The sequence below is a fragment of the Rhodococcus sp. 3258 genome (genome assembly GCF_031456475.1).
GTDB classification, from domain to species: Bacteria; Actinomycetota; Actinomycetes; order Mycobacteriales; family Mycobacteriaceae; genus Rhodococcoides; species Rhodococcoides fascians.
This window is the reverse complement of the sequence record NZ_JAVDUT010000002.1, coordinates 189540-212809: the sequence shown is the minus strand read 5'-3', so window position 1 is coordinate 212809 and position 23270 is coordinate 189540. Positions and strand designations below refer to the sequence as shown.

Here is a 23270-nt window from a genome sequence, read left to right as displayed (position 1 = left end):
CACAACAGCTCGAAGACTTACAGCTCCGAGATGTCGACGAGTCCGTCCTGCAGGGCCCGGGCCACCAGGGCGGCCTTGGTCGGGGCGGACCGTCCGACAGAGGTGTATTTCGCGCGGATGCGCGTCAAGTGGGTGTTGACGGTTCCCAGCGACAGGAACAGCGCCTTGGCGACCTCGGTCTTGGAGTCGAGGCGAATCCAGCAGAGCAGTACCTCGATCTCACGGTCGGTCAGGCCGGGCCGAGTGGGAAACTTGTCGCTCTGCTCAGCGGGCGGCACCAGGCTGATCAGTCCGCGAGCGAGCGGTGCGGCAGAGATGGAGTCGCTGTGTTCCGAGGGCATGGGATCGAGCAGTGCGGACATCAGTTCTCCCGAGGGCCGAGGCAGGTTGAGACGGTCTAAACCTGAGTCAACTCATTCTCACAGGTCGATCACAGACTCGCTGCCCTGATTTCTATGGGCATTTGAACCGTCAACTCCGAGGATGCGTCATGAATCGCGTTCCAACCGGTCATCAGTCCTGCGAGGGGAGCTCGGGCATCGGGAGCCAGCCGTCTTCGACCGCGCGTTTGTACAGATCGGTTTTGGTCGGTGCCGGACGCCCCGCCTCGGCGTATTTGTTGCGGATGCGCACGAGGTAGTCGTTCACGGTCTGTTCCGACAGTCCGGCCAGGCGGGCGACGCGTCCTGCCTTCTCGCCCGACGCGTAGAGGGCGAGCACCTCGCGTTGACGTGGGCTCAGACCGACGTCGGGCAGTTGTGGATCGCCGTCGATCGCCGCGGCCCAGTCCGTGGTGACCACCTGCCCGCCGCTCGCGGCTCGCCGGATCGCGGACACGATGGCCGATGCGGGCGCGGACTTGCGCACCACGCCGAGCACTCCCGCGCGTGCCGCGGACCGAACCAGGAATGCGTTCTCGGCACCGGTGTACACCAGCACTCGTGATCCTGCGGCGTGCAACTGTTCCACGTTCGAGCGCGGAGACGATCCGTCGCCGAGGCGCAGATCGAGTACCACCAGGTCGAGCTGCTCTCGGTGGGCGAGCAATTCGTCCACGGTGGAGGCCATGATCACGAGATCGAGATCGGGTTCGTCCGCCAGCATGGCCTTGAGGCCGAGCGCAACGGATTCGTGGTCCTCGATCAAACCGATCCGACGTACCGCGGCAGTGCCGTCCTCGGTACTTCCCTGAGATTGCGACACCTGTGCCATGTCCCCGCCCCGCTCTGCGCGCTATTTCCCCAGCGCCCTGTTTCCCGAAGCTCTAGTGCCTCGGTGATGCCGTCACAGATGTCGTCGACGAACGAGTCGACGTTACCGACTCCGAGTCGGTTTCGCCCGGCTGGGCAAACCGCAGGCGAGCGCGGGCGAACATCACGAACAGCACCACCAGCAGCAGCGCTCGCCCCCAGACTCCGACGAGGACGAAGAATTCTTCGTCGTTGGCGTCGACGCCGGAGGCCAGCGCAGCGAAGTACTTGAACACGCCGATCCCCATCGACAGATCGACCATCAAGTACGCGGCGACGATCCCCCAGGGGATCCGAAGCAACACGAGGAAGGGAAGCAGCCACAGCGTGTACTGGGGTGAGTGCACCTTGTGCAGCAGCATGAAGCCGCACAGCATCGACCCGCTCACGGCGACCCAGGGATAGGTGCCGATCACGTTCGCGCGCCGGAAGCCGAGCCACAGCGCGATCGCGAACGCGACGAACACCAGTAGCGGCGAGGCCACGTCGACGACTTTTTGGAACGACGCTTCGGCGTCGTTGTACGCGTCGGGCGTCATGCGGTCGTTGACGTAGAAGTGGCGCAGCCCCCAGTACCAGATGGAGTTGGTCGTCAGGTCCGCCTGGCGCAGCGACTGGAAGGTGAAGGACGCGCGCCAGCCCTCGTAACCGATGACGGCGAACGGCAGGTTGACAGCGACGACGGTGGCGATCGCGGCTCCGGCGACCTGCAGGCCGCCGCGTATGTCGTAGCGGCCACGGATGGTCTCCGGTTTTTCTCGACCGTTCGTTCCGCCGGTGACGACATAGGCAATGAGCGGGAGCACGAACGCGCCCGGATAGATCTTGAGGCAGAAGCCGATCGCCAGCAGTACCGAAGCCACAATTGCCTTGCGCCGCAATGCAATCGGCAATGTCATGACGAAGATCGCACCTACCGCAGAGGCGACGACCGGTAGCTCCCAGTTGTGGAAGGCGTACATCACCAGGGGTGGGGAGATGGACCACAGCAGCGCCGGCCAGCCGGCCATCCGCCCGAGCATCCAAGCGGTGAGAAGCCCGAACGGCGCAAGGATCAGTGCCGAGGTCAACAGGAACTGCGCGTCGGTGTGGGCCGGGATCGCGCCGAGCCACATCAGCAGACCGCTCAGAACCGGATACTCGACCGTCCCTCCGGTGAGGATTCCATCGCTCGTGATGGCCCCGTGGATGTAGGGAAATATGTGATTGTCGATATCGCGACCGAGCCACAGGAACTGGATGTCGGAGTAGCAGACGGACGAGTCCTTGATGACGTCGAACACCGTGCTGCGTCCGGACTCGTCGAACGGTGCGACGGCGCAGCGGGCCTTGTTCAGATATCCCAGAATCAACCCGATTGCTGCCATCGCGACGACCACGACAACCGTCGTCGGACTGGCGCGGACCCCGGATCGCATGGTGCAAGAGTATGACGAGCGAATGCCCGACTGTGCGCCCAGAGGGAATTAGCAGGTCAGGGCCCTGTCGTGTATCTTCGAGGGGTTGCTGACGCAACGACCCTCCTGCCACGGATAGTCCGTGGCCGTTTTCACTAGTCCACAGGAGGTGATGAGGTCTTATGCGTCATTACGAATTGATGGTCATTCTCGACCCCAATCTGGACGAGCGCACTGTCGCTCCGTCGCTCGATACGTTCCTCAACGTCGTTCGCAAGGATGGCGGCACCGTCGACAAGGTCGATGTATGGGGCAAGCGTCGTCTGGCTTACGAGATCCTCAAGCATGCCGAGGGCATCTACGCCGTTGTGAACCTCAACGCCGAGCCTGCCACCGTCAGCGAGCTGGATCGTCAGCTCGGACTCAACGAGTCCGTGTTGCGTACGAAGGTCCTGCGACAGGGCAAGTAATTGTCGGTGTCCGGCCCTAGGCTGGCACTCACAACGCTTACTACTGAAAGAGGAACCATGGCAGGCGAGACCGTCATCACCGTCATCGGAAACTTGACGGCTGATCCAGAACTTCGATTCACCCCCGCCGGTGCGGCAGTTGCCAACTTCACGGTTGCATCCACCCCGCGCACATTCGATCGTCAGACGAACGAATGGAAAGACGGCGACGCGCTCTTCATGCGCTGCAACATTTGGCGCGAGGCAGCGGAGAACGTTGCCGAGAGCCTGACCCGAGGCTCACGAGTGATCGTGAGCGGACGGCTGCGGCAGCGTTCGTACGAGACGCGCGAGGGTGAGAAGCGGACAGTCGTCGAGCTCGAAGTCGACGAGATCGGACCTTCACTTCGCTACGCCACCGCAAAGGTCAACAAGGCCAATCGCGGTGGAGGTGGCGGCGGAGGCGGCTTCAACTCCGGCTCGGGTTCCTCCGGCGGATCGGGCGGCGGCCGCTCGAACTCCTCGTCCAACTCCGGTTCCGGTGGAGACGATCCCTGGGGCAGTGCCCCAGCGGCGTCGGGCTCCTTCGGCGGACGTGGCGGAGACGAAGAGCCACCGTTCTAGATCCTTCGATCGAGAACAACCAGATGTAACGGAGAAAGACCCATGCCCAAACCGCCATTGCGCGACAAGGTGCTCAAGAAGAAGGCGTGTTCCTTCTGCAAGGAAAAGAACACGGCGATCGATTACAAGGACACGACGTTGCTGCGTAAGTACGTCAGCGATCGCGGAAAGATCCGTGCTCGCCGTGTCACCGGCAACTGCGTCCAGCATCAGCGTGACGTGGCCGTTGCCGTGAAGAACTCGCGTGAGGTAGCACTGCTGCCTTACGCCGCGACGGCTCGATAGAAAGGGGCGATTGGTATGAAACTGATCCTCACCGCTGATGTGGACAACCTCGGTGCGCCTGGCGACACCGTAGAGGTCAAGGACGGCTACGGCCGTAACTTCCTGCTGCCCCGCGGATTGGCCATCCAGGCCACCCGTGGAGCTCAGAAGCAGGTCGACGGCATTCGCCGCGCTCAGGAAGCTCGGGCCGTTCGCGGCCTCGAGCACGCCAACGAGCTCAAGCAGGCCATCGAGGGCCTCGAGTCCGTCACGCTGTCTGTCAAGACTGCCGGCGACTCGGGCAAGCTGTTCGGCTCGGTCACCGCGTCGGACGTCGCTTCTGCACTCAAGGCTGCCGGTGGACCGGTCGTCGACAAGCGCAGCATCGATCTGCCGAAGGCTCACGTCAAGAGCACGGGCAAGCACGACATCGTCGTGAACCTGCATCCCGACGTGACCGCCAAGTTCAAGCTGGAGGTCGTCGGAAGCTGATTTTCAGCTTTCGGCCCGAAACGGCTGCGAGAAACCCCACGAACTTCGGTTCGTGGGGTTTTTTCGTGCCATCTCACAAAATTCAACTGTCACAACGGTTTCCAAATTGTGAAGGATCTCTCTCGGTGCCACCTTCGGCCGAGGTTTGCGTACCCTTTACTTGGGGGCGACATTTCAAGCCGGAACACGATCGACCGACCTGACGCCTAGACGCCCGGAGGAACTGCCGTGACAACGACAGCAGAGCACGATTCAGAACCCAGTCCGAAGACCCGATCCGAGCCGCCGTCTCGGGTCGGGTCGATAATCAAGTACGACCTACCGGCCTCGCTGGTCGTTTTCCTTGTGGCAGTGCCACTTTCGATCGGTATCGCTGTCGCCTCCGGCGCTCCCATCATGGCCGGCCTCATCGCCGCTGTGGTCGGCGGCATTCTCGCCGGTATTCTCGGCGGATCGCCGTTGCAGGTCAGTGGTCCGGCTGCGGGTCTGACTGTGGTGGTCGCCGAGTTGGTCAACCAATTCGGTTGGGCCACAACATGTGCCATCACGGTGTTGGCCGGCCTCGTCCAGGTTCTTCTGGGCATGAGCCGCATTGCTCGTAGTGCACTTGCCATTTCGCCGGTGGTCGTTCACGCGATGCTCGCCGGCATCGGTATAACCATTGCGCTGCAACAGATTCACGTGCTGCTCGGTGGAGAGTCCGAAAGCTCCGCGGTGCAGAACCTCCTCGCCATTCCGCGTTCCGTGGCCGACGGCCAATGGCCGTCCATCGTCGTCGGCGGCATCGTCGTCGTGCTGATGTTCTCGTGGCCGCGACTGGCCGGCGTGTCCAGTGTGATGGCCAAGGTTTCCAAAGTGCCTGCGGCACTGGTTGCAGTGGTCACTGCAACCGCGGTCTCGATCTTCTTCTCGCTCGACGTCGAGCGAATCGAGTTGCCGGGCAACCTCATCGAGTCTCTGAGCTTCCCGATCATGCCCGACGGTCAGTGGGGTGCATTCGCCACCGGTGTCATCACCATCGCGCTGATCGCCAGCGTCGAGAGCCTGCTGTCCGCTGTGGCCGTCGACAAGATGCACAGCGGTGAGCGCACCAACTTCGACCGCGAATTGATGGCGCAGGGTGCGGGCAACATGGCCTCCGGTGCCATCGGTGGCCTGCCGATCACCGGCGTCATCGTGCGTAGCGCGACCAACGTCAAGGTCGGTGCCAAGTCTCGTGCGTCGGCGATTCTGCACGGCGTGTGGATCCTGATCTTCTCGGTGCTGTTCATCTCGATCGTCGAGCTCGTGCCCTTCGCGGCGCTCGCCGGGTTGCTCGTGATGATCGGTGTGCAGCTCATCAAACTGGCCGACATCAAGATCGCGAACAAGACCGGTGACATCGCTGTCTACGCAGTCACGGTGCTGGGTGTCGTCGCGCTCAACCTGCTCGAGGGAGTGCTGATCGGCCTGGCGCTCTCGATCATCCTGGTTCTGCGACGCGTGGTGCTGGCGAAGATTCGGGCCGAGGAAACGGTCGACGGAACCTGGCGGGTGACGATGGAGGGCTCGCTGAGCTTCCTCGCGCTGCCGCGACTGACTCGTGTGTTGGCCACGGTGCCCGCAGGCACGTCGGTCACCGTCCATCTCGGAGTCGACTTCCTCGACCATGCTGTGCACGACGCGTTGAACGAGTGGGTCCGCCAACACGAAGCGACCGGTGGTTCCGTGCGCGTCGAGGAGGTGGGCACGGCGTCGATGGCTGCGGCCACCGAAGGGCCACCGCGGCGCGGATCTGCCACGGTGCGCAGCTCGTTGGCACCGTGGCGGGCGTGGCAGCTCAAGAGCGACGACACGCAGGAGGGTTCGCCTGCTGCTCTGCGTCCGGTGTTGAGCGGAGTGGCCGAGTACCACCGCACTCATGCCCCCAACATTCGTCCGCACCTGGAAGGTCTGACCGAGTCTCAGGACCCGGACACGCTGTTCCTCTGCTGCGTCGACTCACGCGTCATGCCGAACACGATCACCAGTAGCGGCCCCGGTGACCTGTTCACCGTGCGCAACGTCGGCAACATGATCCCCACCCAAGGTCAGGATTGCTCGGTGGAGGCAGCCCTTGCCTTCGGCGTCGACGAAGTGGGTACGTCGTCGGTCGTGGTGTGTGGCCATTCCGGTTGCGGTGCCATGAAGGCGATTCTCGGCGGGGCGGAGAACGCCGCCGACCCGTCGGTGGCCGAGTGGCTCGGGCACGGGAGAGCCAGCCTGGACGCGTTCCGCAGTGGGCACGCGGTGGGCCGTCAAGCGGCGGAGCTGGGCTTCGGCGAGGCCGACCAGCTCGCGATGGTCAATGTCGCGGTGCAGCTGCAGACGTTGACCCGCCACCGGGTGGTGGGACGCGCGAACGCGGAGGGTCGTCTGCGGATCACCGGTCTCTTCTTCGACATCCCGTCGGCCCGGGTGCTGCAGATCGGTACGAAGGAAATCACGGTTCTCGACCCGGCGCTGTGCCCGCAGAAGGCCGATCTCTGACGGTCTGTTCGAGCGAAGTACGAGGGCCCGATTCCCGACGGGGATCGGGCCCTTCGGCTCGGAAACCAGCATTAAGACTTTTTCGGTGCCAATTTCCAGCCGGTGTGACGTACTTCACCATGGAGTTCACTCGGCATTTACGCAACACGCCCGAGTTGTCAATTCGGCCGACACGCCGCCCCCAGAACGATGCACAGGCAAAAAACTTTATGTACACGCCTTGACGTGCGGGAATGGTGCAAAGTCCAAAAGTTATACCCAGGTTATCCCCAGACGGTCAACACCGTTGTTCAACATCGTCCACATTTCATCCACAGATCCATCCACAGCCTGTGTTGTGACTCCTGGCGATACCGCTTAACGTCCCTCCAGCGTCTCTCTCGATGCCGTCGAACGGTGCCGGGGCAGCGCGGATCCGGTACCGATCAGGACCTGTCGGTGCCCGGGGGTAGAACTTGCTTGACCGCACGTCCGGGTGTTATCCGGACGTGCTCGGACTATGGGGAGAGGACGGCCGGTTCGCGTGGCAGTTGTGGACGATCGAGGACAGTCCGACTACTCCGGCTCCTCCTCCAGCGAAGGTCCGGGCGAAGACTTCGGGCGACAGCCGCCACAGGACATGGCCGCCGAACAGTCCGTGTTGGGCGGCATGCTGCTGAGCAAGGATGCCATCGCCGACGTGCTCGAGGTGCTCCGTCCGGGCGACTTCTACCGGCCGGCACACCAGAACGTCTACGACGCCATTCTCGACCTCTACAGCCGCGGTGAGCCCGCCGACCCGGTGACCGTCTCGGCCGAGCTGGATCGCCGCGGCGAGCTCAAGCGCATCGGCGGCCCGCCGTACCTGATCACGCTGACTCAGACGACGCCCACCGCCGCCAACGCCGGGTACTACGCCGAGATCGTGGCGGAGAAGTCCATTCTCCGGCGGCTCGTGCAAGCCGGTACCCGCATCGTTCAGTTCGGTTACGCCGGAGCCGACGGTCAGGACGTCGCCGAGGTCGTCGACCGCGCACAGGCAGAGGTGTACGAGGTCACCGAGCGACGTACCTCCGAGGACTTCCTCCCCCTCGAAGAGCTGCTGCAGCCCACGATGGACGAAATCGACTCCATCGCCAGCCGCGGCGGCATCTCCCTCGGCGTGCCGACGGGATTCGCCGAACTCGACGAAATCACCAACGGTCTTCACCCCGGTCAGATGATCATCGTTGCGGCGAGGCCCGGCGTTGGTAAGGCGCTGTCACTCGACACGCCGCTTCCCACGCCGGATGGCTGGACCACGATGGGCGAGGTGGCCGTGGGTGACCACCTCATCGACGCCCATGGCATGCCGACGCGTGTCGTGGCGGCCACGGACGTCATGCTCGATCGACCGTGCTACGAAATCGAATTCTCCGACGGCACAGTCATCGTTGCGGATGCAGAGCATCAGTGGTTGACGGAGACCAGGGCGTCGCGTAAGTCGGCGCAGGCGGCGGCGGTCGACTACAACCGGACTCGCAATCAGAAGACCTTTGCTGCTGTGCGTACCACCGAAGAAATCGCGAACACGGTCCGCTGCGAGACGAAGGACGCCCGCATCAATCACTCGGTCACCAATACCGAGGCCGTTCAGCTGCCCGAGCGTGAGCTTCTGGTGCCGCCGTACACCCTCGGCGCATGGCTGGGAGATGGAACGTCGGCCTGCGCGCAGATCACCAGCGCGGACCCGGAAATCATCGCCAGGATCGAAGGCGAAGGCCTGCACGTGGTGGCGTCGGAGAAAGCCGCACTCCGATACTCGATCAAACTTCCTACCGAGGTTGTCGAGGCAAAGGATTGTGTCGTCTGCGGCAAGCAATTCATGCCGTTTCCGCTCAATGTCCGTACCTGCGGTCAATCCTGCGGTGGCAAGGCACGTTTCATGTCCGCTCCTGTCGCTGCCCCGGCGTGCGTCGACTGCGGCAAGGTAACGACCGGTCTGCGCCGCTGCCAGGCATGCCGCAACTCGGTCGGGACCGTGCAGGCGCGTTTACGGACAATCGGTGTGCTGGGCAACAAGCACGTACCCACCGACTACCTCCGCGGTTCCGAAGCTCAGCGACGTGCGCTCCTTGCGGGTCTGCTCGATACGGACGGCACTGTCACCGGGGGCGGCTCGGTTCAGTTCTCGGTGACCAGCGAGCGGCTCGTTCTCGGGGTGCGCGAGCTGATCGTCAGTCTCGGCTATCGCGTGCAGATGTCGACCAAGAGTGTCCGAGGCCGGAGCGAAGCGTCGTCCACTGCTTTTACTCTGACGTTCGCGACGGACGATGTCGTCTTCGGTCTGCACCGGAAACAGATCCTGCACAAGGAGCGTCGTGCCGCTGGATCGACTGTGCGGTCGGGTTCGCGGTTCATCGTCGACGTTCGTCGAGTCGATTCCGTTCCTGTTCGTTGCGTGGAGGTCGACAACGCGGATCATCTGTATCTCGCCAGCGAATCGATGATCCCGACCCACAACTCCACGCTGTCGATGGATTTCATGCGTTCGTGCTCCATCAAGCACGGTATGCCCAGTGTCATCTTCTCTCTGGAGATGAGTCGCACCGAGATCGTCATGCGTCTGCTGTCCGCGGAAGCGAAGATCAAGCTCGGTGACATGCGTTCCGGAAAGATGACCGACGACGACTGGACCAAGCTGGCCCGTCGCATGAGCGAGATCAGCGAAGCACCGCTTTTCGTCGACGATTCGCCCAACCTGACGATGATGGAAATTCGAGCCAAGGCGCGACGCCTCAAGCAGCGCAACGGCCTCAAACTCATTGTGGTGGACTACCTTCAGCTGATGTCGTCCGGCAAGAAGGTCGAATCCCGTCAGCAGGAGGTCTCGGACTTCTCCCGTCAGCTCAAGCTGTTGGCCAAGGAACTCGAATGCCCGGTGGTCGCGGTCTGCCAGCTCAACCGTGGTCCTGAGCAACGAACCGACAAGAAGCCGATGGTCTCGGACCTCCGTGAGTCCGGCTCACTCGAGCAGGACGCCGATATGGTGATTCTGTTGCACCGCCCCGACGCCATCGAGCGCGACGATCCCCGCGGCGGCGAGGCCGACCTGATCCTCGGCAAGCACCGTAACGGTCCGACCGCGACAATCACTGTGGCACACCAGCTTCACCTGTCCCGATTCGTGGACATGGCGCGGGGCTAGGGACAGCGGCGCTGGTCCAACGCTGGGTCGCGTATTCTTCATGGGGTTCAGACCCCAGCACCCAACGCAGCACATCGACGAAAGTAATCATGCCCGAGGACCAGAACACAGACGTTCCACCGAATCATCTCTCGATCGATCCGAGCAGCCGCTTCTACAACGAAGAGGTTCTTCGCCGCGACGTGGGCATTCGCTTCAACGGCGTCGAGAAGACGAGCATTCGCGAATACAACGTGTCCGAGGGTTGGGTGCGTGTCGAGGTCCCGACCGCGAAGGATCGCTACGGAAACCCCATGCTCGTCAAGCTCAAGGGCACGGTCGAACCGTACTTCCGCGACGCGAAGTAGGGGACATCGACACACTGACCCCACCGTCTTAGGGGCCCAACGTCACCAGACCACCGCGATAGTCTCTCGGCACACCGGCTTTCGTGTCGAGGTGCGTAGGTATATCGCGCGGGTGACAGCCGAGCATGGACTACTCGAGAGTGGCACCGGCTGCCGCTATGGATTCGAGGGCTCGCTGATGCTCGTCTTCGGTCGATCCCGCGCAAGCATCGGAGTGAACCGTGACGCGGTATCCCAGTGCGCACGCACGTTCCGCGGCAATCCGGACCCCGAAATCCGTGAGGTACCCGGTGATCACCACGTGCTCCACCCCGACAAGTCTCAGCTGGGCATCCAGATCGGGGTTGGACCAGATGTCGCGGTCGAACTTCGTTGCGATGAGGTCTCCCGGCCGAGGCGTCATCCTCGGGTGGAAGCGGGCTCCGACGCTCTCCGGGTCGGAACGCAGAGGATCGGCAGCGTCCTGGCTCAGATAGCGGCTGCACACCACCAGTGCGCCCGTAGCGCGCTGGGCTGCACGGACCGATTCGGCGCGAGCCACTGCGTCGGGATCGTGTCCGAGCTCGATGATCCAGGGCTGAAAGTCGATCTCCATTAATGCCGTTCGCGGCATGTCAGTATCTGGTTCCGACTGCAGCGGGTGCATCGTCGAGCGCGGTGAGATCCTCGGCGGTGAGCTTAAGCTCCAGTGCCGCCAGGTTGGCGTCGAAATGCTCGATGTTGGTGGTGCCGGGAATGGGAATCACGTGGGGACCCTGGGCGAGTACCCACGCCAATGCCACAGCGGCAGGGGTGGAGTCGTGCCTCGATGCAACTGCGGACACCACCTGGACGATCGATCGGTTCTGTTCGGCGGCAGCTCCGGAGAATCTGGGAAGTGCCAACCGCATGTCGGTCGCCGGAAGTGTGGAGGTATCGAGTGAACCGGTGAGAAATCCTCGACCCAACGGCGAGAACGGCACGAACACCGCGTCGTTCTCACTCGTCCACTCCACCATGTTTCCCATAGGTTCACCGTCGGGTGTTGTGCCCTGTCCCAGCGCGTTTCGAGTCCACAGGGATAGTTCGGACTGCACCGCGGAGACCGGATGAATGCTGTGGGCCACCCGTGCCTGCTCGACGGTGACCTCGCTGAGTCCCACGGCGCGCACCTTGCCCGCCGCAACCAATTCGGACAGCGCTCCCCAGGATTCCTCGATCGGCACCTGGTCGTCGACGCGATGGAGGTAGTACAGATCGATGGTGTCCACACCGAGGTTCCGCAGGCTCGAGTCGCAGGCCTGCGCGAGGTGCTTCGGCGTACCGTTTCGGGTCAGAACAGGCGCTCCGCCGTCGACGTTGCCGATCAGCCCGGCTTTCGTGGCGATCACGGCATCCGTCCCGGCCAGAGCGCGGCCGACGACCCTCTCGTTGTGTCCGGCGGCGTAGGCGTCGCTGGTGTCGAAGAAGTCGATCCCCGACTCGAGTGCATGCGCAAGGATTGGTGCACCGGCAGTGTCCGAGGAGGTGTCGGCACCGGCATAGGCCCAGCTGATACCCATGCAACCGAGGCCGATGGCACCGACATTGCGTCCGAGTGCCGGGACGTTACGAGTGGGAATCGACATCAATGCTCCTGTGCTCGTTGAATGATGGGGTGACGGCCGCAAGACCGTCACAGTCGAGACCCTGGGCGATCAGGTCCTCGTAGTGCGAAATTTTCGACTCCAGCGCCGACCGTGCTTCGGCGAGACGACGTTGCTTCTCTTCGACACGTACCCGGTGCGCGGTCAGAATGTCGATCCGTTCCTGATGCGTCGACGCACCCAGATTCACCAGAATCACGAATCGGCGCATATCGGCTGTGGGCATCCCGGTCGTCCGCAGACGAACCAGAAGTTTCACGAGTGCGACCAGTCGCGGGCTGAACGCGCGCCGACCCATCGCCGTGCGAGGGATCTCGGGTATCAGGCCCTCCCGCTCGTACCAACGCAGCGTGTCCTGCGTCAGCCCCGAGGACTCGGCCATCTCGGCAATTCCGATACTCACGTCCTCGGCGTCGGTCGCGGCCGGTGAATGCGGTGCTGCGGTCATGGACCAGACGCTACGTCTTGGAGTGCACTCCAACGCAAGCCGAAATCAGCGAGGATCACACCGTTGGCAAACACGGTCGCGCTGCAGCGCGAAAGAGCATGGCGGCGGCCGCGTCGGTGCGTTCGGAATCCCCAGTGGTGAAGCGGTCGAGCAGTAGCCCTCGGAATCCGGCCCCCATGGTTGTCGCCTGTACCGAGGCCGTGGTCGAGTCCATCCCGCAGCGCGCCATCGCACTGGCCAAAGCGTCGGTCAGTGCCCGAACACTGTCGCGTGCGAAGTCCGCGAGGACTCCGGACTTGATGGAGGCAATTCCGATGACCTGCATAAGGATTCGTGAGCTGACCGCGTCGTGACCGTCGGACATCGACTTCCACAATTCGAGCAGTCGGCTCTCGAGCTGGTCGGCAGTGTCGACGTCGCCGAACATTTCTGCGAACGCCGGCCGCTGACTGGTCAAGGCCTGCACTATCAAGTTCTCGCGAGAATCAAAGTAGTAGATCAGCATTCGCGAGCTAGTGCCAAGTTCGGCGGCCAGGGGGCGAAGGGTCAGATCGTCGAGACCGTGAGTGCCTATGTAGTCGACAACGCGGCTGAGCAGCTCGACGCGCTTGTCGTGATCGAGTGGACGGGCCATGGGTTGACTGTACCGGTCGTTACATGTATCCATGGACGTCATGAGTGAACCGATCGCTACACAAACGATTCATCGCAAAGCCGTCGTCACCGGGTACGTAGCCACGACGGCTCTGGCCGACGACGCCGACACAACATGGGATCGCCTCATGGACGGGCAAAGTGGGATAGGCCCGCTCCTGAGTGACTTCGTTGCGAGGTATGACCTTCCGGTTCGCATCGGAGGTGTCCTTCAGGTGGCGCTCTCCGACCATCTGACCCGCGTGGAGCAGCGGAGACTGTCCTTCGTCGAGCAGTTGGCGGTGGTGCTGGGACGGCGACTGTGGCGTGCCTCGGGTCTGGAGGACATGGACTCGGATCGTCTTGCCGTCGCAGTGGGGACCGGACTGGGTGGCGGCGATGCGTTGATCGGGGCCGTCGACGCGATGAGGGCGGGCGGATACCGGAAGGTGTCGCCGATGTCGGTCCCGATGGTGATGCCGAACGGACCGGCTGCGCATATCGGGCTCGAGATCGGCGCTCGGGCGGGGGTGTTCACTCCGGTGTCGGCATACTCGTCGGGTTCGGAGGCGTTGGCTCACGCATGGAGACTGATCGCTTCGGGTGAGGCGGATGTCGTGATCGCTGGTGGCGTCGAGGGGCATATCGACGCAGTGCCGATCGCTAGCTTCTCGATGATGCGGGCGATGAGTACTCGCAATGACGAACCGACGCGGGCTTCGCGGCCCTTCGATCGTGACCGTGACGGATTCGTGTTCGGTGAAGCGGGTGCGCTGCTGATCATCGAGTCCGAGAGACACGCCACGGCGCGAGGTGCACGAATTCACGGCCGACTGCTCGGTGCAGGAATAACATCGGACGGGTTTCACATAGTCGCACCGGATCCTGAAGGTCGAGGGATCCGTAAAGCCATGCAGAAGGCCATAGGCACGGCTGGTTTGACTGCCCGAGACATCGACCACGTCAATGCGCATGCAACGGCAACGCCGATAGGTGACCTGTCGGAGGCCAGGGCCATCGCCGCTACCGTTGGCCATGCATCCGTCTACGCACCGAAGTCTGCACTGGGTCATTCCATCGGTGCAGTCGGAGCAGTGGAGGCGATTCTCGCGATGCTGTCGATTCGCGAATCGGTGGTGCCGCCAACTCTCAACCTCGACAATCAGGATCCCGCAATCGATCTCGATGTCGTCGGTTCACAACGCCGCCAGCAGATCGACTACGCGTTGAGTACGTCGATCGGCTTCGGCGGGCACAACGTTGCCCTGGCGTTCGGGCGCTACTGATCAGAGTCGGTATCGGATCAATCGCGAACTGTTGCCCACCACCGCGACCGACGAGGCGTTGTGCAGGATTGCCGCCAGCACAGGTGACAGCGCACCACCGGCGCTGACCGCCAAGCCGAGAGCGTTGACGGCAATGGACATTCCGTAGTTCTGACGGATGACCGATACGGAATGACGGCCGAGGTCACGTACGTCGAGTAGACGCGACAAGTCGTCGCTTGCCAGTGCCACGTCCGCAGTCTCGACGGCAACGTCGGTGCCCGCCAATCCCATTGCGATTCCGATATCGGCGACGGCCAAAGCAGGGGCATCGTTGGTGCCGTCACCGACCATCGCCACGACGTAGCCTGCGTCCTGCAGTTCTCGGACAGCTTCGAGCTTTTCGTCAGGCATCACTTCGGCCCGCCACTCGGTGATGCCGAGTTCCGCGGCGACCGCCGCCGCTGTCTTCGGGTGGTCGCCGGTGAGCATGATGATGCGTTCGACACCGTCGGCACGGAGCGCATTCAGAACGGCGGATGCGTTGCTACGGACTTCGTCGCGGAGACTGATCAAGCCGACGAGTACGCCGTCGACGGCCAACAGCAGCGGCGTTTCGGCCTCGTCCTGCAGCCGCGAAACCCATTGCTGCGCATCCTCGGACACCGCGACGTCCTCGCTGCGGAGGAGAGATGGACTGCCCAGGAGCAGCGTCCGTCCGTCTGCGACCGTCCGCATGCCGAGTCCGACTATCACCTCGCACTCCTCGTGCGGAGGGATGACGATGTGCCGTTCCTCCGTACTCCGAATGACTGCCTCTGCCAGAGGATGTCGAGAGTGGATCTCGGAACTCGCTGCGTAGGCCAGGACCTGCTCCGGTTCCCAATCGTCCTGGAACGACACAACATTGGTCACTACGGGGCGTCCCACCGTGAGGGTTCCGGTCTTATCGAACACAAAGGCGTCGACCCTGCCGGCCTGTTCGAGGTGAGATCCGCCCTTGATGAGAATGCCTCTGCGAGCACCGTTTCCGATGGCTGCGCTGATGGCGGTCGGCGTGGACAACCCCACCGCGCACGGACATGCCACGAGCAGCATCGTCATGGCACGTCGAACATCCCGGGTGACGACGAGAGTCAGCGCCGACAGGATGAAGGACGCAGGGACGAAGCGTCGTGAAAAGTTCTCTCCCACAGTCTGAATCGGTGCACGATCTTCCTGCGCCTCCTCGACGCGAGAGATGATGCGGCCGATCGTGGTGTCGCGGCCGACGGCGGAGGCACGCACGACGAGGCGGCCACGGACGACGACGGATCCCGCATGAATACGGTCTCCGGCGACGATCGATACCGGCAAGGTCTCGCCGGTGATCGCGGACTGATCCACCACTGCGTCACCGTCGACCACGGTGCCGTCGACGGGAACGCCCACGTGGTCGTGGACGACGACCTCGTCGCCGATCTCGAGTCGATCGACGTCGACGGAGATCTCGGAGCCGTCGGGCAGCCTGATCCAGGCGGTGTCCTGTGTGCCGGTCAGCAGATCGGAGATCGCGCGTCGAGTTCGCTTGAGGGTCAATTCCTGCAGGTACTCGCCGATGTTCAGGAGCCACAGCACGGTGAGGGCGACGACGTTCTCGCGCAGCACGAGGCTGGCTACGGTTGCGGCGCTGACGAGTGCGTCGGTTCCTGCCGTCCTGTTGCCGGCCAGCGAGCGCACGGCTCCCTTGAGAAACGGGTAGCCGGTGAAGATCGTTGCGCCGGTAGCAACGAGACGGCTGGTGGGGCCGAGGATGGGCGGCCGACGGAACGCGTAGCGGCGAAGGCCGAGAAGGACCAGTGCCGCGCCGCCGATGGTCATCCGCAGCACGTCGCCGCTGGTGACGTCAGCTGAGCGCGGACTACGGACCGGTACCAGGGCCCAATTCGTCGAGCGCCCGGCATTCACCGCGTCGAAGAGTTCGGCCCTGTCGATTCGTGTGCGGGAGTACCAGATGACGACCGACGCCGTCCGCGGGTACGCATGAACGGCGCGCACTCCGCGGATCTTGTCCACGTGGTCCTCGACCGCAACTGCACGGCCCGGGCTCGAGCGGAGCCAGTCGACGCGGAGGCGCATACGGCCGGCGGCGTCGGAGAGAATCTCGATGCCGTCTGCCTGCGTCGCGTCGATGTCGAGGGGGCGTTCGGCGAGGGTCGTCATAATCGGAAGCAGTCCCGGTCAGTGCGCGTGGCCGTGGCCCGCATCGGAGGCCGTGGGCGGCTGAACCTCTTCACCGATCCGGTCCCGGGCCTCGGCGACGACGTCGGACACGGCCAGTCGGGCCGATTCCGCGTGAACCTCGGCCTTGCGCGCTGCGCGTAGACCGAGCTCGGTGGCCGACACCGCAGCCTTGCGGACGGGGGCCTTCTCGTACAGCTTCTTGGCACCGTTGTATGCGGCGACGCCGACTGCACCCGTCACGACCGTCGATACTGCCTTCGCGACGATGATCGGAAACGCCATGTTGTAGCTCCTCGTATTCGAACCGGTACCCACTTATTGGGAATCATATTCGTTTCCTGTGATCATGGCGACTTGCGGGGTCCCCGGGGCGCAGGGCCACCCATACGTCGATCGGGCCCGGGTGAGGTTGGGCGAGCCAGTCGCAGGCACGTCGATCGAGGTGCAAATACCCCAATGTCACCACCAGTGTTCCATCGCTGTCGCGATACGCGCCCGTCGCGCTACGAAGATCCGACTCGCTCTGCTCTACGGATTCCAGGACGGCATTCCTGGTCCAGGTACTCCCGGCCGGACCAGGAATGCGCAGTGCGGGTTCCCCAGGAAATTCGGGCCTGTCGATGCCATCGATCACGTCGGCTTCGATGGCTCCATCGAGCAACGTGCCGCTCAGCGACACCCACCCACCCGATGGCATGACGGGGCTGCGTACAGACACCGGGACGGTCGCTGCGCTTTCGGTCGCTGTCCGCTCGTCGGGGGCATTGGGCGTGAAGCGAATCGATCCGTCACGGACGATCAGTGCGCCGAATCCTACGATCGAATCGCCTGATTCGACAACGAACGAACCGATGTCAGATGTCATCGGTTCGCCTGGTGGATCGAAAAGCTCTGGTCACATAAGGCAGGTCGATCGTTGTGGACCCATGCAGCCCTATCTCGTCGAACAAGGTGGCGAGATTCTGATCTATGCCGTTACGCTCGTCGGCCGTCGCGGTGATGTAGAAGCTGCGCGATCGAACCAGGTCGGTCAACAGCGACCGGTTCACCGTGCGAGACCACGCCCATTCTCGCTCTTCGAGATGATCGAAGGGCTCGGCTATCGGCGGCGGTCCGTCGTCGAACATGGCCATCGCTCCACCACGTGAGACCACGGAGTTGAGGCGTCGAACCCAGGGCTGTGACTCGTCGCGAATGTTCCAGATCAATCCCAGCACACCGCCAGGACGCAGGACCCGTCCGATCTCGCGTGACGCGGCCACTGGATCGACCCAGTGCCAGGCCTGTCCGAGCAGCACTCCATCGAGACTCTCGTCGTCTATTGGGAGGGACTCGGCAGTACCGACCTTGGTCGGGACACCCGGTACCGCGATCCGCAGGACGTTGAGCATGGCGTTATCGGGGTCGACGGCAATGGCGTCGCAACCAGCGCCAACGATGTTGCGGGTGAGCTTGCCCGTGCCGGCACCGACGTCGGCGACTCGTGGACGACGATCGGACGCGAGAGTGGGCTCCAACATCCACGCGACTGCGTCCGACGGGTATTCGGGACGAGCAGATTCGTACACCTCGGCGGCGGTCCCGAACGACGTCGAGCTGTTATCTCGGCTAACCATAAGGTCACGTTACCCGTCCGGTTCGAGCTCGAGTTCGTAGTAGAGAGCCTTTGGTCCCTCGCCGCGTCCTTCGTGACAGTCGAAGCCGCGCTTCTCGTACACGTGGCGGGCTGCCTCGTCGTCTTCCGAGGTATTGAGGTCCATATAGGTCGCACCCCTACCGCGTGCGTGCTCGATGACATTGTCGAGAAAGGTTGTGCCGTAGCCTTTCCCGCGCAGCCCGGGCTGGATGTAGAACTCGGCGAGATAGGCCTCCATGTCTGCGCTCAAACTCCCGATCCGAAAACGCACAACCGCTACACCGATGGCGGGAGTCCCAAACGTCAGCACGCTGGTGTCGCCGGACTTCACCAGAGTGTCGAGATGCGATGCAAGCCAATCCGGCTCGGGCACCGGGTAGTCGTACTCGCGATTGAAATCGATCAACAGGGTTGCGGCCTCGATGAATTCGGCGGGATCCTGGACGGCACGTGTACCGCTGACCGATGTCATCGACTTCTCCCCTGTCAGTGATCCGGTTGAACGAGATTCTTGGCGTCGAGCAGACCGAGGCCGGGATGCATCTCTCGCAGCGCTTTGATGGCGTAGACAGTTCTGCCGCGTTCTTCGACTACCGCTTCGACATCCTCGGCGGGTACGGATTCGGGACCGATCTTGTTGGGTACCGGCCGGTGCCGACCGCCTTGGTACCAGAGCGCTGGGGCGGCTACTGCCAGCACCACCAGCTTCGACCAGTTCCAGACAGAAGGATCGGACACGAGGTCGCTGATCGTCAGGAACGCGAGCGCGGCCAGCAAGATGACAAGCGCGTATCGGGTCCAGGGGCGTTCTCGGGCCTTCATGCCTTCATGCTGTCACCGCACCCCGATCGGGGCAACGGTTCAACGACGCAATTCGCTATCGAGCTGTGCCAATAGTTTGCCGAACGTGGTGCGCCCTGCGACAGGTTGTGGAAACAGTCTAGGGACCGACCGGAACGTTGCATCGGCTTGTGTATGGGTCCATTCGATCTGCTTCGCAACAGCTTTGGAGTCCGTCAGCTCGAGATGGACGGCAGAACCGAGAATGTGTTTGACCTGATTCGAGTTGTACAGCGGATGGAGAAAGGCATCACCGGCGGCGTGCAGGGCAGCAAGGGCGGCGTCGATCGCCGCGCAAGGACGGAGATTGTTCGAGTGCGAGGCCTCGCAAATCGGCAAGGCCCGACGGGCACAGGCAGCTGCGAAGGCCACAACCTCCCGAATGTCGTCGAGACTCAGCTCCACTGCAGAGGATTCGCCCACCTCATAATCGCCTCAACCTTCGTGCACCTCTGTAGTGATGCAGAAGGGGTGGCCGGCGGGGTCGAGGAGAACTCGCCACCGCGGGTCCGGTTGCTCCTCTGCCTCTGTTGCCCCACATTCGACTGCATGAGCGACGGATTCGTCGAGGCTCACTCCCGCATCGAGATCGAAGTGCACGATGGACGCCGACGGCCATGTAGGCGGGATGTAGTTCGCCACTCTTTGCGCAACGATGTTCAGGCCCGAGTGCGTGCGAATCCCCGAGCTCGACGGGTTCTCCCACAACAGGTCTCCGCCCAGAAGCGCAAGGTAGAAGCGAGCGAGGGCTACCGGTTCGGGGCAGTCGATGGATATCCCTGCTACGTCGAGGTGTGGACGCGACATGTCACGAGAATACGGTGGCCCCCAGCGTGACGACGACTATCACGAAGACGAACAGGAGTAGCCAGCCCTCCCAGGTGTGCGGGCTGATTCCCCAGCCGTACCGTTTCGGGCCGAACCAACTTCGGGGTGGATTGAAAGCCATAGCGCCGTCCTGCCTGTTCGGAGTCGCGTCCACCCTATGAAGGCACCAGACTATTCGCAATGGTAATGACTTGGTGATCGGTGGTGCGCTGAGTGTCCACAATTCGGCTCGAGAATCGGGAAAGCGCGCCGGCCTAGTAATAGTGGACACTGTGCACACCTTCCCAGAAGATCCAGCCGCGACGTCAGCTGTACAACCGCGCCGTTGCCGTAGCCCGTTGAGCCAATTCGTCGCGAATTGTGTTCGGCTGGAGCACTGTTACCGCAGGTCCGCAGTGCCACAACGCCCCCACAGCGTGATTGTGTCCGGAGAACTCGATGACTGCGAGGCGTCGTCCGTCGTCCTGAACCTGGTCGCTGATCACTCGAACGACATTCTTGGTCACCGAGATCCATACCGATTCTTCTGCGAGGCAGGTGATTTCGATGTGGGTCAAACTCGCACGGAACGACTTCCAGTGTGCGGTGAAGGCGGCCTCCAGGTCCACGGTGGAAGCGCGGTGAGCCTGCTCGTCGAGCACGGTCAGTTCGTCGATCCGCGATACCCGGTAGACACGTTCGGTGCCCTCACGCCCGGCGAGTAGGTACCAGTGATCGCCGGCGTAGACCAGCCCGATGGGGTCAAGGATTCGATCGTTCACCGAACCGCTGCGATCGCGATACGTGATTCTTATCCGCATACCGTCTATGACGACCCGTTGGAGTTCCACCAGATGTTCTTCCGGTTCGTGGGGATACGCGAAACCGTCGGGCCGGACCAGGATTCGTTGTGACGCAGTGCTTGCCGCCGCCCGGTGAGCGTCGGGTATCGCGGCGATCACCTTGCGCATGGCGCTCGCGAACGCCGGGGTGGCGACGCGTCCCGCGCCGGAAGCGAGCAATGCCGTCGCCTCGGCGGCCGTCAGACCGGTCAGCTCGGTGCGATAGCCCTGCAGCAGACTGATGCCACCACCGCGACCGCGATCGGTGTAGACCGGAATGCCCGCCGAAGACAAGGCTTCGATGTCACGCAACACGGTGCGCGTGGACACTTCGAGCTGGGCGGCGATGTCGGCAGCGTTCAGTCTGCCCCGATGTTGGAGCAGCATGACGATGGACAACAACCGGTCTGCGCGCACCCGAAAAGTCTCTCACCAAAACATGACAGAAGATGTCATGTTCACCCGATCTACTTCTACCCAGCAGGCCACACCCGGTGGCCGCGAAACGGAAGGATCGACAATGAACACCATCGAGACCACGCAGCAGACGGATCCGCGCGAGGTGTACTTCACGTCCGCCGCATGGGTGAGCGGTCTGCTCACAGGCGTGCGCGCCGACCAACTGGACCTTCCAACTCCGTGCGACGAGTTCGATGTCCGGACGCTGGCAGGCCATCTCGTTGCCACGGTCCGAAGGCTGATTGCGATCGCCGAACTCGGGAGTCCGGACTCTGTGTCGCCCTTGTGCTCCGATCATGACGCCGCATCCTTCGACACGTCGGTGACGCAAGCCCGTGCCGCGTGGGCCGACGATGCATTGCTCGATGCCCCGGTCGCGGTCCCGTGGGGTGAGGTACCGGGGCGATCGGCTGTGTGGGGATACACGCGCGAGCTACTACTGCACGGCTGGGACCTCGCGGTGGCGACTGGCCAGCCCGCAGAAGTGGACGACACTCTCGTCGAGCCGGTAGCAGTGGAATTCCATGCAATGCTTCCAGCGGATGCGCGGGTTCCGGGAGTGCCGTTCGGCCCCGTCGTGGAACCGAGGCCGGAAGCGGGTTCACTCGAACGCCTGGCGAATTTCTCCGGTCGGTCGTCGGACGGCTGGGGTGTAGTCACGAGTATTGGCTCATGCAAATGACTTTCGACGAGACGCAGCGACATATGGCAATGCGCTGATTCACCGCCGATCTGCAACTGCTCTGAGCGTCCACAATTCGGCTCTGGAATCGGGATCGCGTCGATGCCTGCGAATTGTGGGCGCTCACCTCACTTGTGGCGGCGCTCGAATCGTGTTTTCGCGGTCTCGTAGGCCGATCGAAGCAACTCCTCGACTTGTGGCTGCGTTCCAGATGCCGGATTGACGATCGATATCCATCCGGCAGTGCCGTATTGCGGATGCGCTGCGAGCGTGTCGTCGGCATCGGCTCGAGGCGCACGGTCAGCCTCGCGTGGCACTACACCCAACAGCCTCTCGAATTCTTCCTTCGCTACAGGGACATTGACGCGGAAGGCGTCGGGACGATCCAGCCGAGACAGTTCGTCGCCCGGGTAATTCTTGGTCACGACGGTGGCGAACGGCTGAGTACCGGTCGGGATGGTCCCGTCGGGTGAGTAGTAGAAGAACACGTCGCCCCAGGCGAGTTCGGGGGTTCCGTCGCCCTCGCTGGGACGCTGCGCCACTGTTCCGTCGAAGCTGCCGACCAGGTCGACGATGTCGTCGAGAGTCATGTTCTTCACCTCGTCGAAGTAGCTGTTGCGCGATGGATGATCTGTTCGATTCGATCTGCGTCGTCGGAATCTCTCGGTGCGTAGAGGAAGACGTAGGTTTCGGGAAGTCCGAAGCCAGGGCGTCCGGCGAGGGGGTGTAGCTCACCCCAGCCCGCGGAGATGACGGTCTGAGCATCGTCGGGCTGCATGACGACGTGCATCGATCCTTCGGTCTCGTGGACGTGGAGTATCTCGCCGTTGGATCGCGAAATCCACGGTGCAGCAGCGGTGACATCCGTCAGATACAGCGCGTCCCCTCGCCTCTCGAAGTGGCTGCGCGCCAGCCGGTATCGATTGTTCATGCGCGCTTCGGCAGCAACTGCGCCGGTGATCCTGTCTGTCAGTACGGGCGTAGCACGGTCGGTGAGCTGGCGATGTGGAATCGGGTACGGGGCGATCCTCGGACGCGGTCCTCGGCGCGTCTCGAGGTGCCAGTGCCGGCCTGCGCGCGACGCGCCGGCGACGGTCATAAGATCACGTCTGGACAACGGTCGTAGCGCGGTGGCGATCAACCACCCACCGACGTTGGCCGGTAAGCCACCCGGCCCCAAGGCCCTCCACGTCGTGTAGTCGTTCTTGACGGTCTGCACAAGTCCCCCCCCAGGTCGTATACGTCCGCACCACGGTAACTGCGCGACGACTCCGGCGGTAGGCCTACATCGTCCGATGTACGACGAGATACAC

General features: G+C 63.0%; 28 protein-coding genes. 9 read left to right on the top strand and 19 right to left on the bottom strand.

What is annotated here, in order from left to right:
• Positions 1-17: 17 nt before the first annotated feature.
• From J2X62_RS08465 to J2X62_RS08455, 3 genes are all read right to left on the bottom strand, one after another.
• Positions 18-362: a response regulator transcription factor gene (locus tag J2X62_RS08465; protein ID WP_032389419.1), complete on the bottom strand. Its 345-nt coding sequence runs from the start codon at positions 360-362 to the stop codon at positions 18-20.
• A 151-nt stretch (positions 363-513) separates the two neighbouring features.
• A complete protein-coding gene (locus J2X62_RS08460; protein ID WP_048318943.1) occupies positions 514-1212 on the bottom strand; it encodes a response regulator in 699 nt (232 codons plus the stop codon).
• 52 nt (positions 1213-1264) lie between these two features.
• The gene (locus J2X62_RS08455; protein ID WP_310179686.1) at positions 1265-2668 is read right to left on the bottom strand and encodes a hypothetical protein; all 1404 of its coding nucleotides are present in this window, start codon (positions 2666-2668) and stop codon (positions 1265-1267) included.
• Between the two features lie 161 nt (positions 2669-2829).
• Here J2X62_RS08455 and rpsF point away from each other — a divergent pair, with 161 nt between their 5' ends.
• The 7 genes from rpsF (at position 2830) to J2X62_RS08420 (ending at position 10497) form a co-directional block, all read left to right on the top strand.
• Positions 2830-3117, top strand: a complete 288-nt coding sequence (gene rpsF, locus J2X62_RS08450; protein WP_008711385.1) for a 30S ribosomal protein S6 — start codon at positions 2830-2832, stop codon at positions 3115-3117.
• Between the two features lie 57 nt (positions 3118-3174).
• Complete coding sequence (locus J2X62_RS08445; protein ID WP_027495079.1) at positions 3175-3720, top strand: single-stranded DNA-binding protein; 546 nt, start codon at positions 3175-3177, stop codon at positions 3718-3720.
• A 42-nt stretch (positions 3721-3762) separates the two neighbouring features.
• Positions 3763-4005 (top strand): 30S ribosomal protein S18, encoded by a 243-nt coding sequence (gene rpsR, locus J2X62_RS08440; protein ID WP_027495080.1) that lies wholly within the window; start codon positions 3763-3765, stop codon positions 4003-4005.
• 15 nt (positions 4006-4020) lie between these two features.
• Positions 4021-4476: a 50S ribosomal protein L9 gene (gene rplI / locus J2X62_RS08435; protein WP_027495081.1), complete on the top strand. Its 456-nt coding sequence runs from the start codon at positions 4021-4023 to the stop codon at positions 4474-4476.
• A gap of 228 nt (positions 4477-4704) precedes the next feature.
• Entirely contained in the window at positions 4705-6984 is a 2280-nt protein-coding gene (locus J2X62_RS08430) for a bifunctional SulP family inorganic anion transporter/carbonic anhydrase (RefSeq protein WP_222063146.1), read from the top strand.
• Positions 6985-7507: 523 nt separating this feature from the next.
• Entirely contained in the window at positions 7508-10150 is a 2643-nt protein-coding gene (gene dnaB, locus J2X62_RS08425; protein WP_230074091.1) for a replicative DNA helicase, read from the top strand.
• An 89-nt stretch (positions 10151-10239) separates the two neighbouring features.
• Positions 10240-10497 carry a DUF3297 family protein gene (locus J2X62_RS08420; protein WP_032367678.1) on the top strand — a complete coding sequence of 86 codons (258 nt, stop codon included), beginning with the start codon at positions 10240-10242 and terminating at the stop codon, positions 10495-10497.
• Between the two features lie 130 nt (positions 10498-10627).
• On the opposite strand, the gene J2X62_RS08415 is transcribed toward J2X62_RS08420, so the two are convergent.
• From J2X62_RS08415 to J2X62_RS08400, 4 genes are read right to left on the bottom strand one after another with little or no spacing between them, the layout of a single operon-like run.
• A complete protein-coding gene (locus J2X62_RS08415) occupies positions 10628-11110 on the bottom strand; it encodes a cysteine hydrolase (RefSeq protein WP_310179673.1) in 483 nt (160 codons plus the stop codon).
• A 1-nt stretch (position 11111) separates the two neighbouring features.
• The gene (locus J2X62_RS08410; RefSeq protein WP_310179672.1) at positions 11112-12104 is read right to left on the bottom strand and encodes an aldo/keto reductase; all 993 of its coding nucleotides are present in this window, start codon (positions 12102-12104) and stop codon (positions 11112-11114) included.
• A complete protein-coding gene (locus J2X62_RS08405; protein WP_310179671.1) occupies positions 12085-12570 on the bottom strand; it encodes a MerR family transcriptional regulator in 486 nt (161 codons plus the stop codon). Before J2X62_RS08405 ends, J2X62_RS08410 begins: the two co-directional genes overlap by 20 nt.
• Before the next feature lie 55 nt (positions 12571-12625).
• On the bottom strand, positions 12626-13204 hold the full coding sequence (locus J2X62_RS08400) for a TetR family transcriptional regulator (protein WP_310179670.1): 579 nt from the start codon (positions 13202-13204) through the stop codon (positions 12626-12628).
• 40 nt (positions 13205-13244) lie between these two features.
• Here J2X62_RS08400 and J2X62_RS08395 point away from each other — a divergent pair, with 40 nt between their 5' ends.
• A complete protein-coding gene (locus J2X62_RS08395; RefSeq protein ID WP_310179669.1) occupies positions 13245-14489 on the top strand; it encodes a KasA/KasB family beta-ketoacyl-ACP synthase in 1245 nt (414 codons plus the stop codon).
• Here J2X62_RS08395 and J2X62_RS08390 read toward each other — a convergent pair whose 3' ends face one another.
• From J2X62_RS08390 to J2X62_RS08345, 10 genes are all read right to left on the bottom strand, one after another.
• A complete protein-coding gene (locus tag J2X62_RS08390) occupies positions 14490-16670 on the bottom strand; it encodes a cation-translocating P-type ATPase (protein ID WP_052074005.1) in 2181 nt (726 codons plus the stop codon).
• An 18-nt stretch (positions 16671-16688) separates the two neighbouring features.
• Positions 16689-16973: a DUF1490 family protein gene (locus J2X62_RS08385; RefSeq protein WP_027495086.1), complete on the bottom strand. Its 285-nt coding sequence runs from the start codon at positions 16971-16973 to the stop codon at positions 16689-16691.
• 43 nt (positions 16974-17016) lie between these two features.
• Complete coding sequence (locus J2X62_RS08380; RefSeq protein WP_310179668.1) at positions 17017-17556, bottom strand: hypothetical protein; 540 nt, start codon at positions 17554-17556, stop codon at positions 17017-17019.
• A complete protein-coding gene (locus J2X62_RS08375; protein WP_310179667.1) occupies positions 17546-18307 on the bottom strand; it encodes a class I SAM-dependent methyltransferase in 762 nt (253 codons plus the stop codon). The genes J2X62_RS08380 and J2X62_RS08375 overlap by 11 nt, the downstream gene beginning before the upstream one ends.
• Before the next feature lie 9 nt (positions 18308-18316).
• Positions 18317-18799, bottom strand: a complete 483-nt coding sequence (locus tag J2X62_RS08370; protein WP_032373444.1) for an N-acetyltransferase — start codon at positions 18797-18799, stop codon at positions 18317-18319.
• A 14-nt stretch (positions 18800-18813) separates the two neighbouring features.
• Positions 18814-19149 (bottom strand): hypothetical protein, encoded by a 336-nt coding sequence (locus J2X62_RS08365; protein ID WP_032367682.1) that lies wholly within the window; start codon positions 19147-19149, stop codon positions 18814-18816.
• Positions 19150-19188: 39 nt separating this feature from the next.
• Positions 19189-19590 (bottom strand): hypothetical protein, encoded by a 402-nt coding sequence (locus J2X62_RS08360; RefSeq protein WP_204847243.1) that lies wholly within the window; start codon positions 19588-19590, stop codon positions 19189-19191.
• A gap of 12 nt (positions 19591-19602) precedes the next feature.
• Positions 19603-19974: a VOC family protein gene (locus J2X62_RS08355; RefSeq protein ID WP_204847244.1), complete on the bottom strand. Its 372-nt coding sequence runs from the start codon at positions 19972-19974 to the stop codon at positions 19603-19605.
• 1 nt (position 19975) lies between these two features.
• Complete coding sequence (locus J2X62_RS08350) at positions 19976-20116, bottom strand: hypothetical protein (RefSeq protein WP_176457832.1); 141 nt, start codon at positions 20114-20116, stop codon at positions 19976-19978.
• A gap of 184 nt (positions 20117-20300) precedes the next feature.
• Positions 20301-21233 carry a WYL domain-containing protein gene (locus J2X62_RS08345; protein ID WP_310179666.1) on the bottom strand — a complete coding sequence of 311 codons (933 nt, stop codon included), beginning with the start codon at positions 21231-21233 and terminating at the stop codon, positions 20301-20303.
• Positions 21234-21336: 103 nt separating this feature from the next.
• Here J2X62_RS08345 and J2X62_RS08340 point away from each other — a divergent pair, with 103 nt between their 5' ends.
• Positions 21337-21957 carry a TIGR03086 family metal-binding protein gene (locus tag J2X62_RS08340; protein ID WP_310179665.1) on the top strand — a complete coding sequence of 207 codons (621 nt, stop codon included), beginning with the start codon at positions 21337-21339 and terminating at the stop codon, positions 21955-21957.
• 128 nt (positions 21958-22085) lie between these two features.
• On the opposite strand, the gene J2X62_RS08335 is transcribed toward J2X62_RS08340, so the two are convergent.
• The gene (locus J2X62_RS08335; RefSeq protein ID WP_222063155.1) at positions 22086-22547 is read right to left on the bottom strand and encodes a DUF6194 family protein; all 462 of its coding nucleotides are present in this window, start codon (positions 22545-22547) and stop codon (positions 22086-22088) included.
• A 5-nt stretch (positions 22548-22552) separates the two neighbouring features.
• Complete coding sequence (locus J2X62_RS08330; RefSeq protein WP_310179664.1) at positions 22553-23176, bottom strand: hypothetical protein; 624 nt, start codon at positions 23174-23176, stop codon at positions 22553-22555.
• Between the last annotated feature and the right edge of the window lie 94 nt (positions 23177-23270).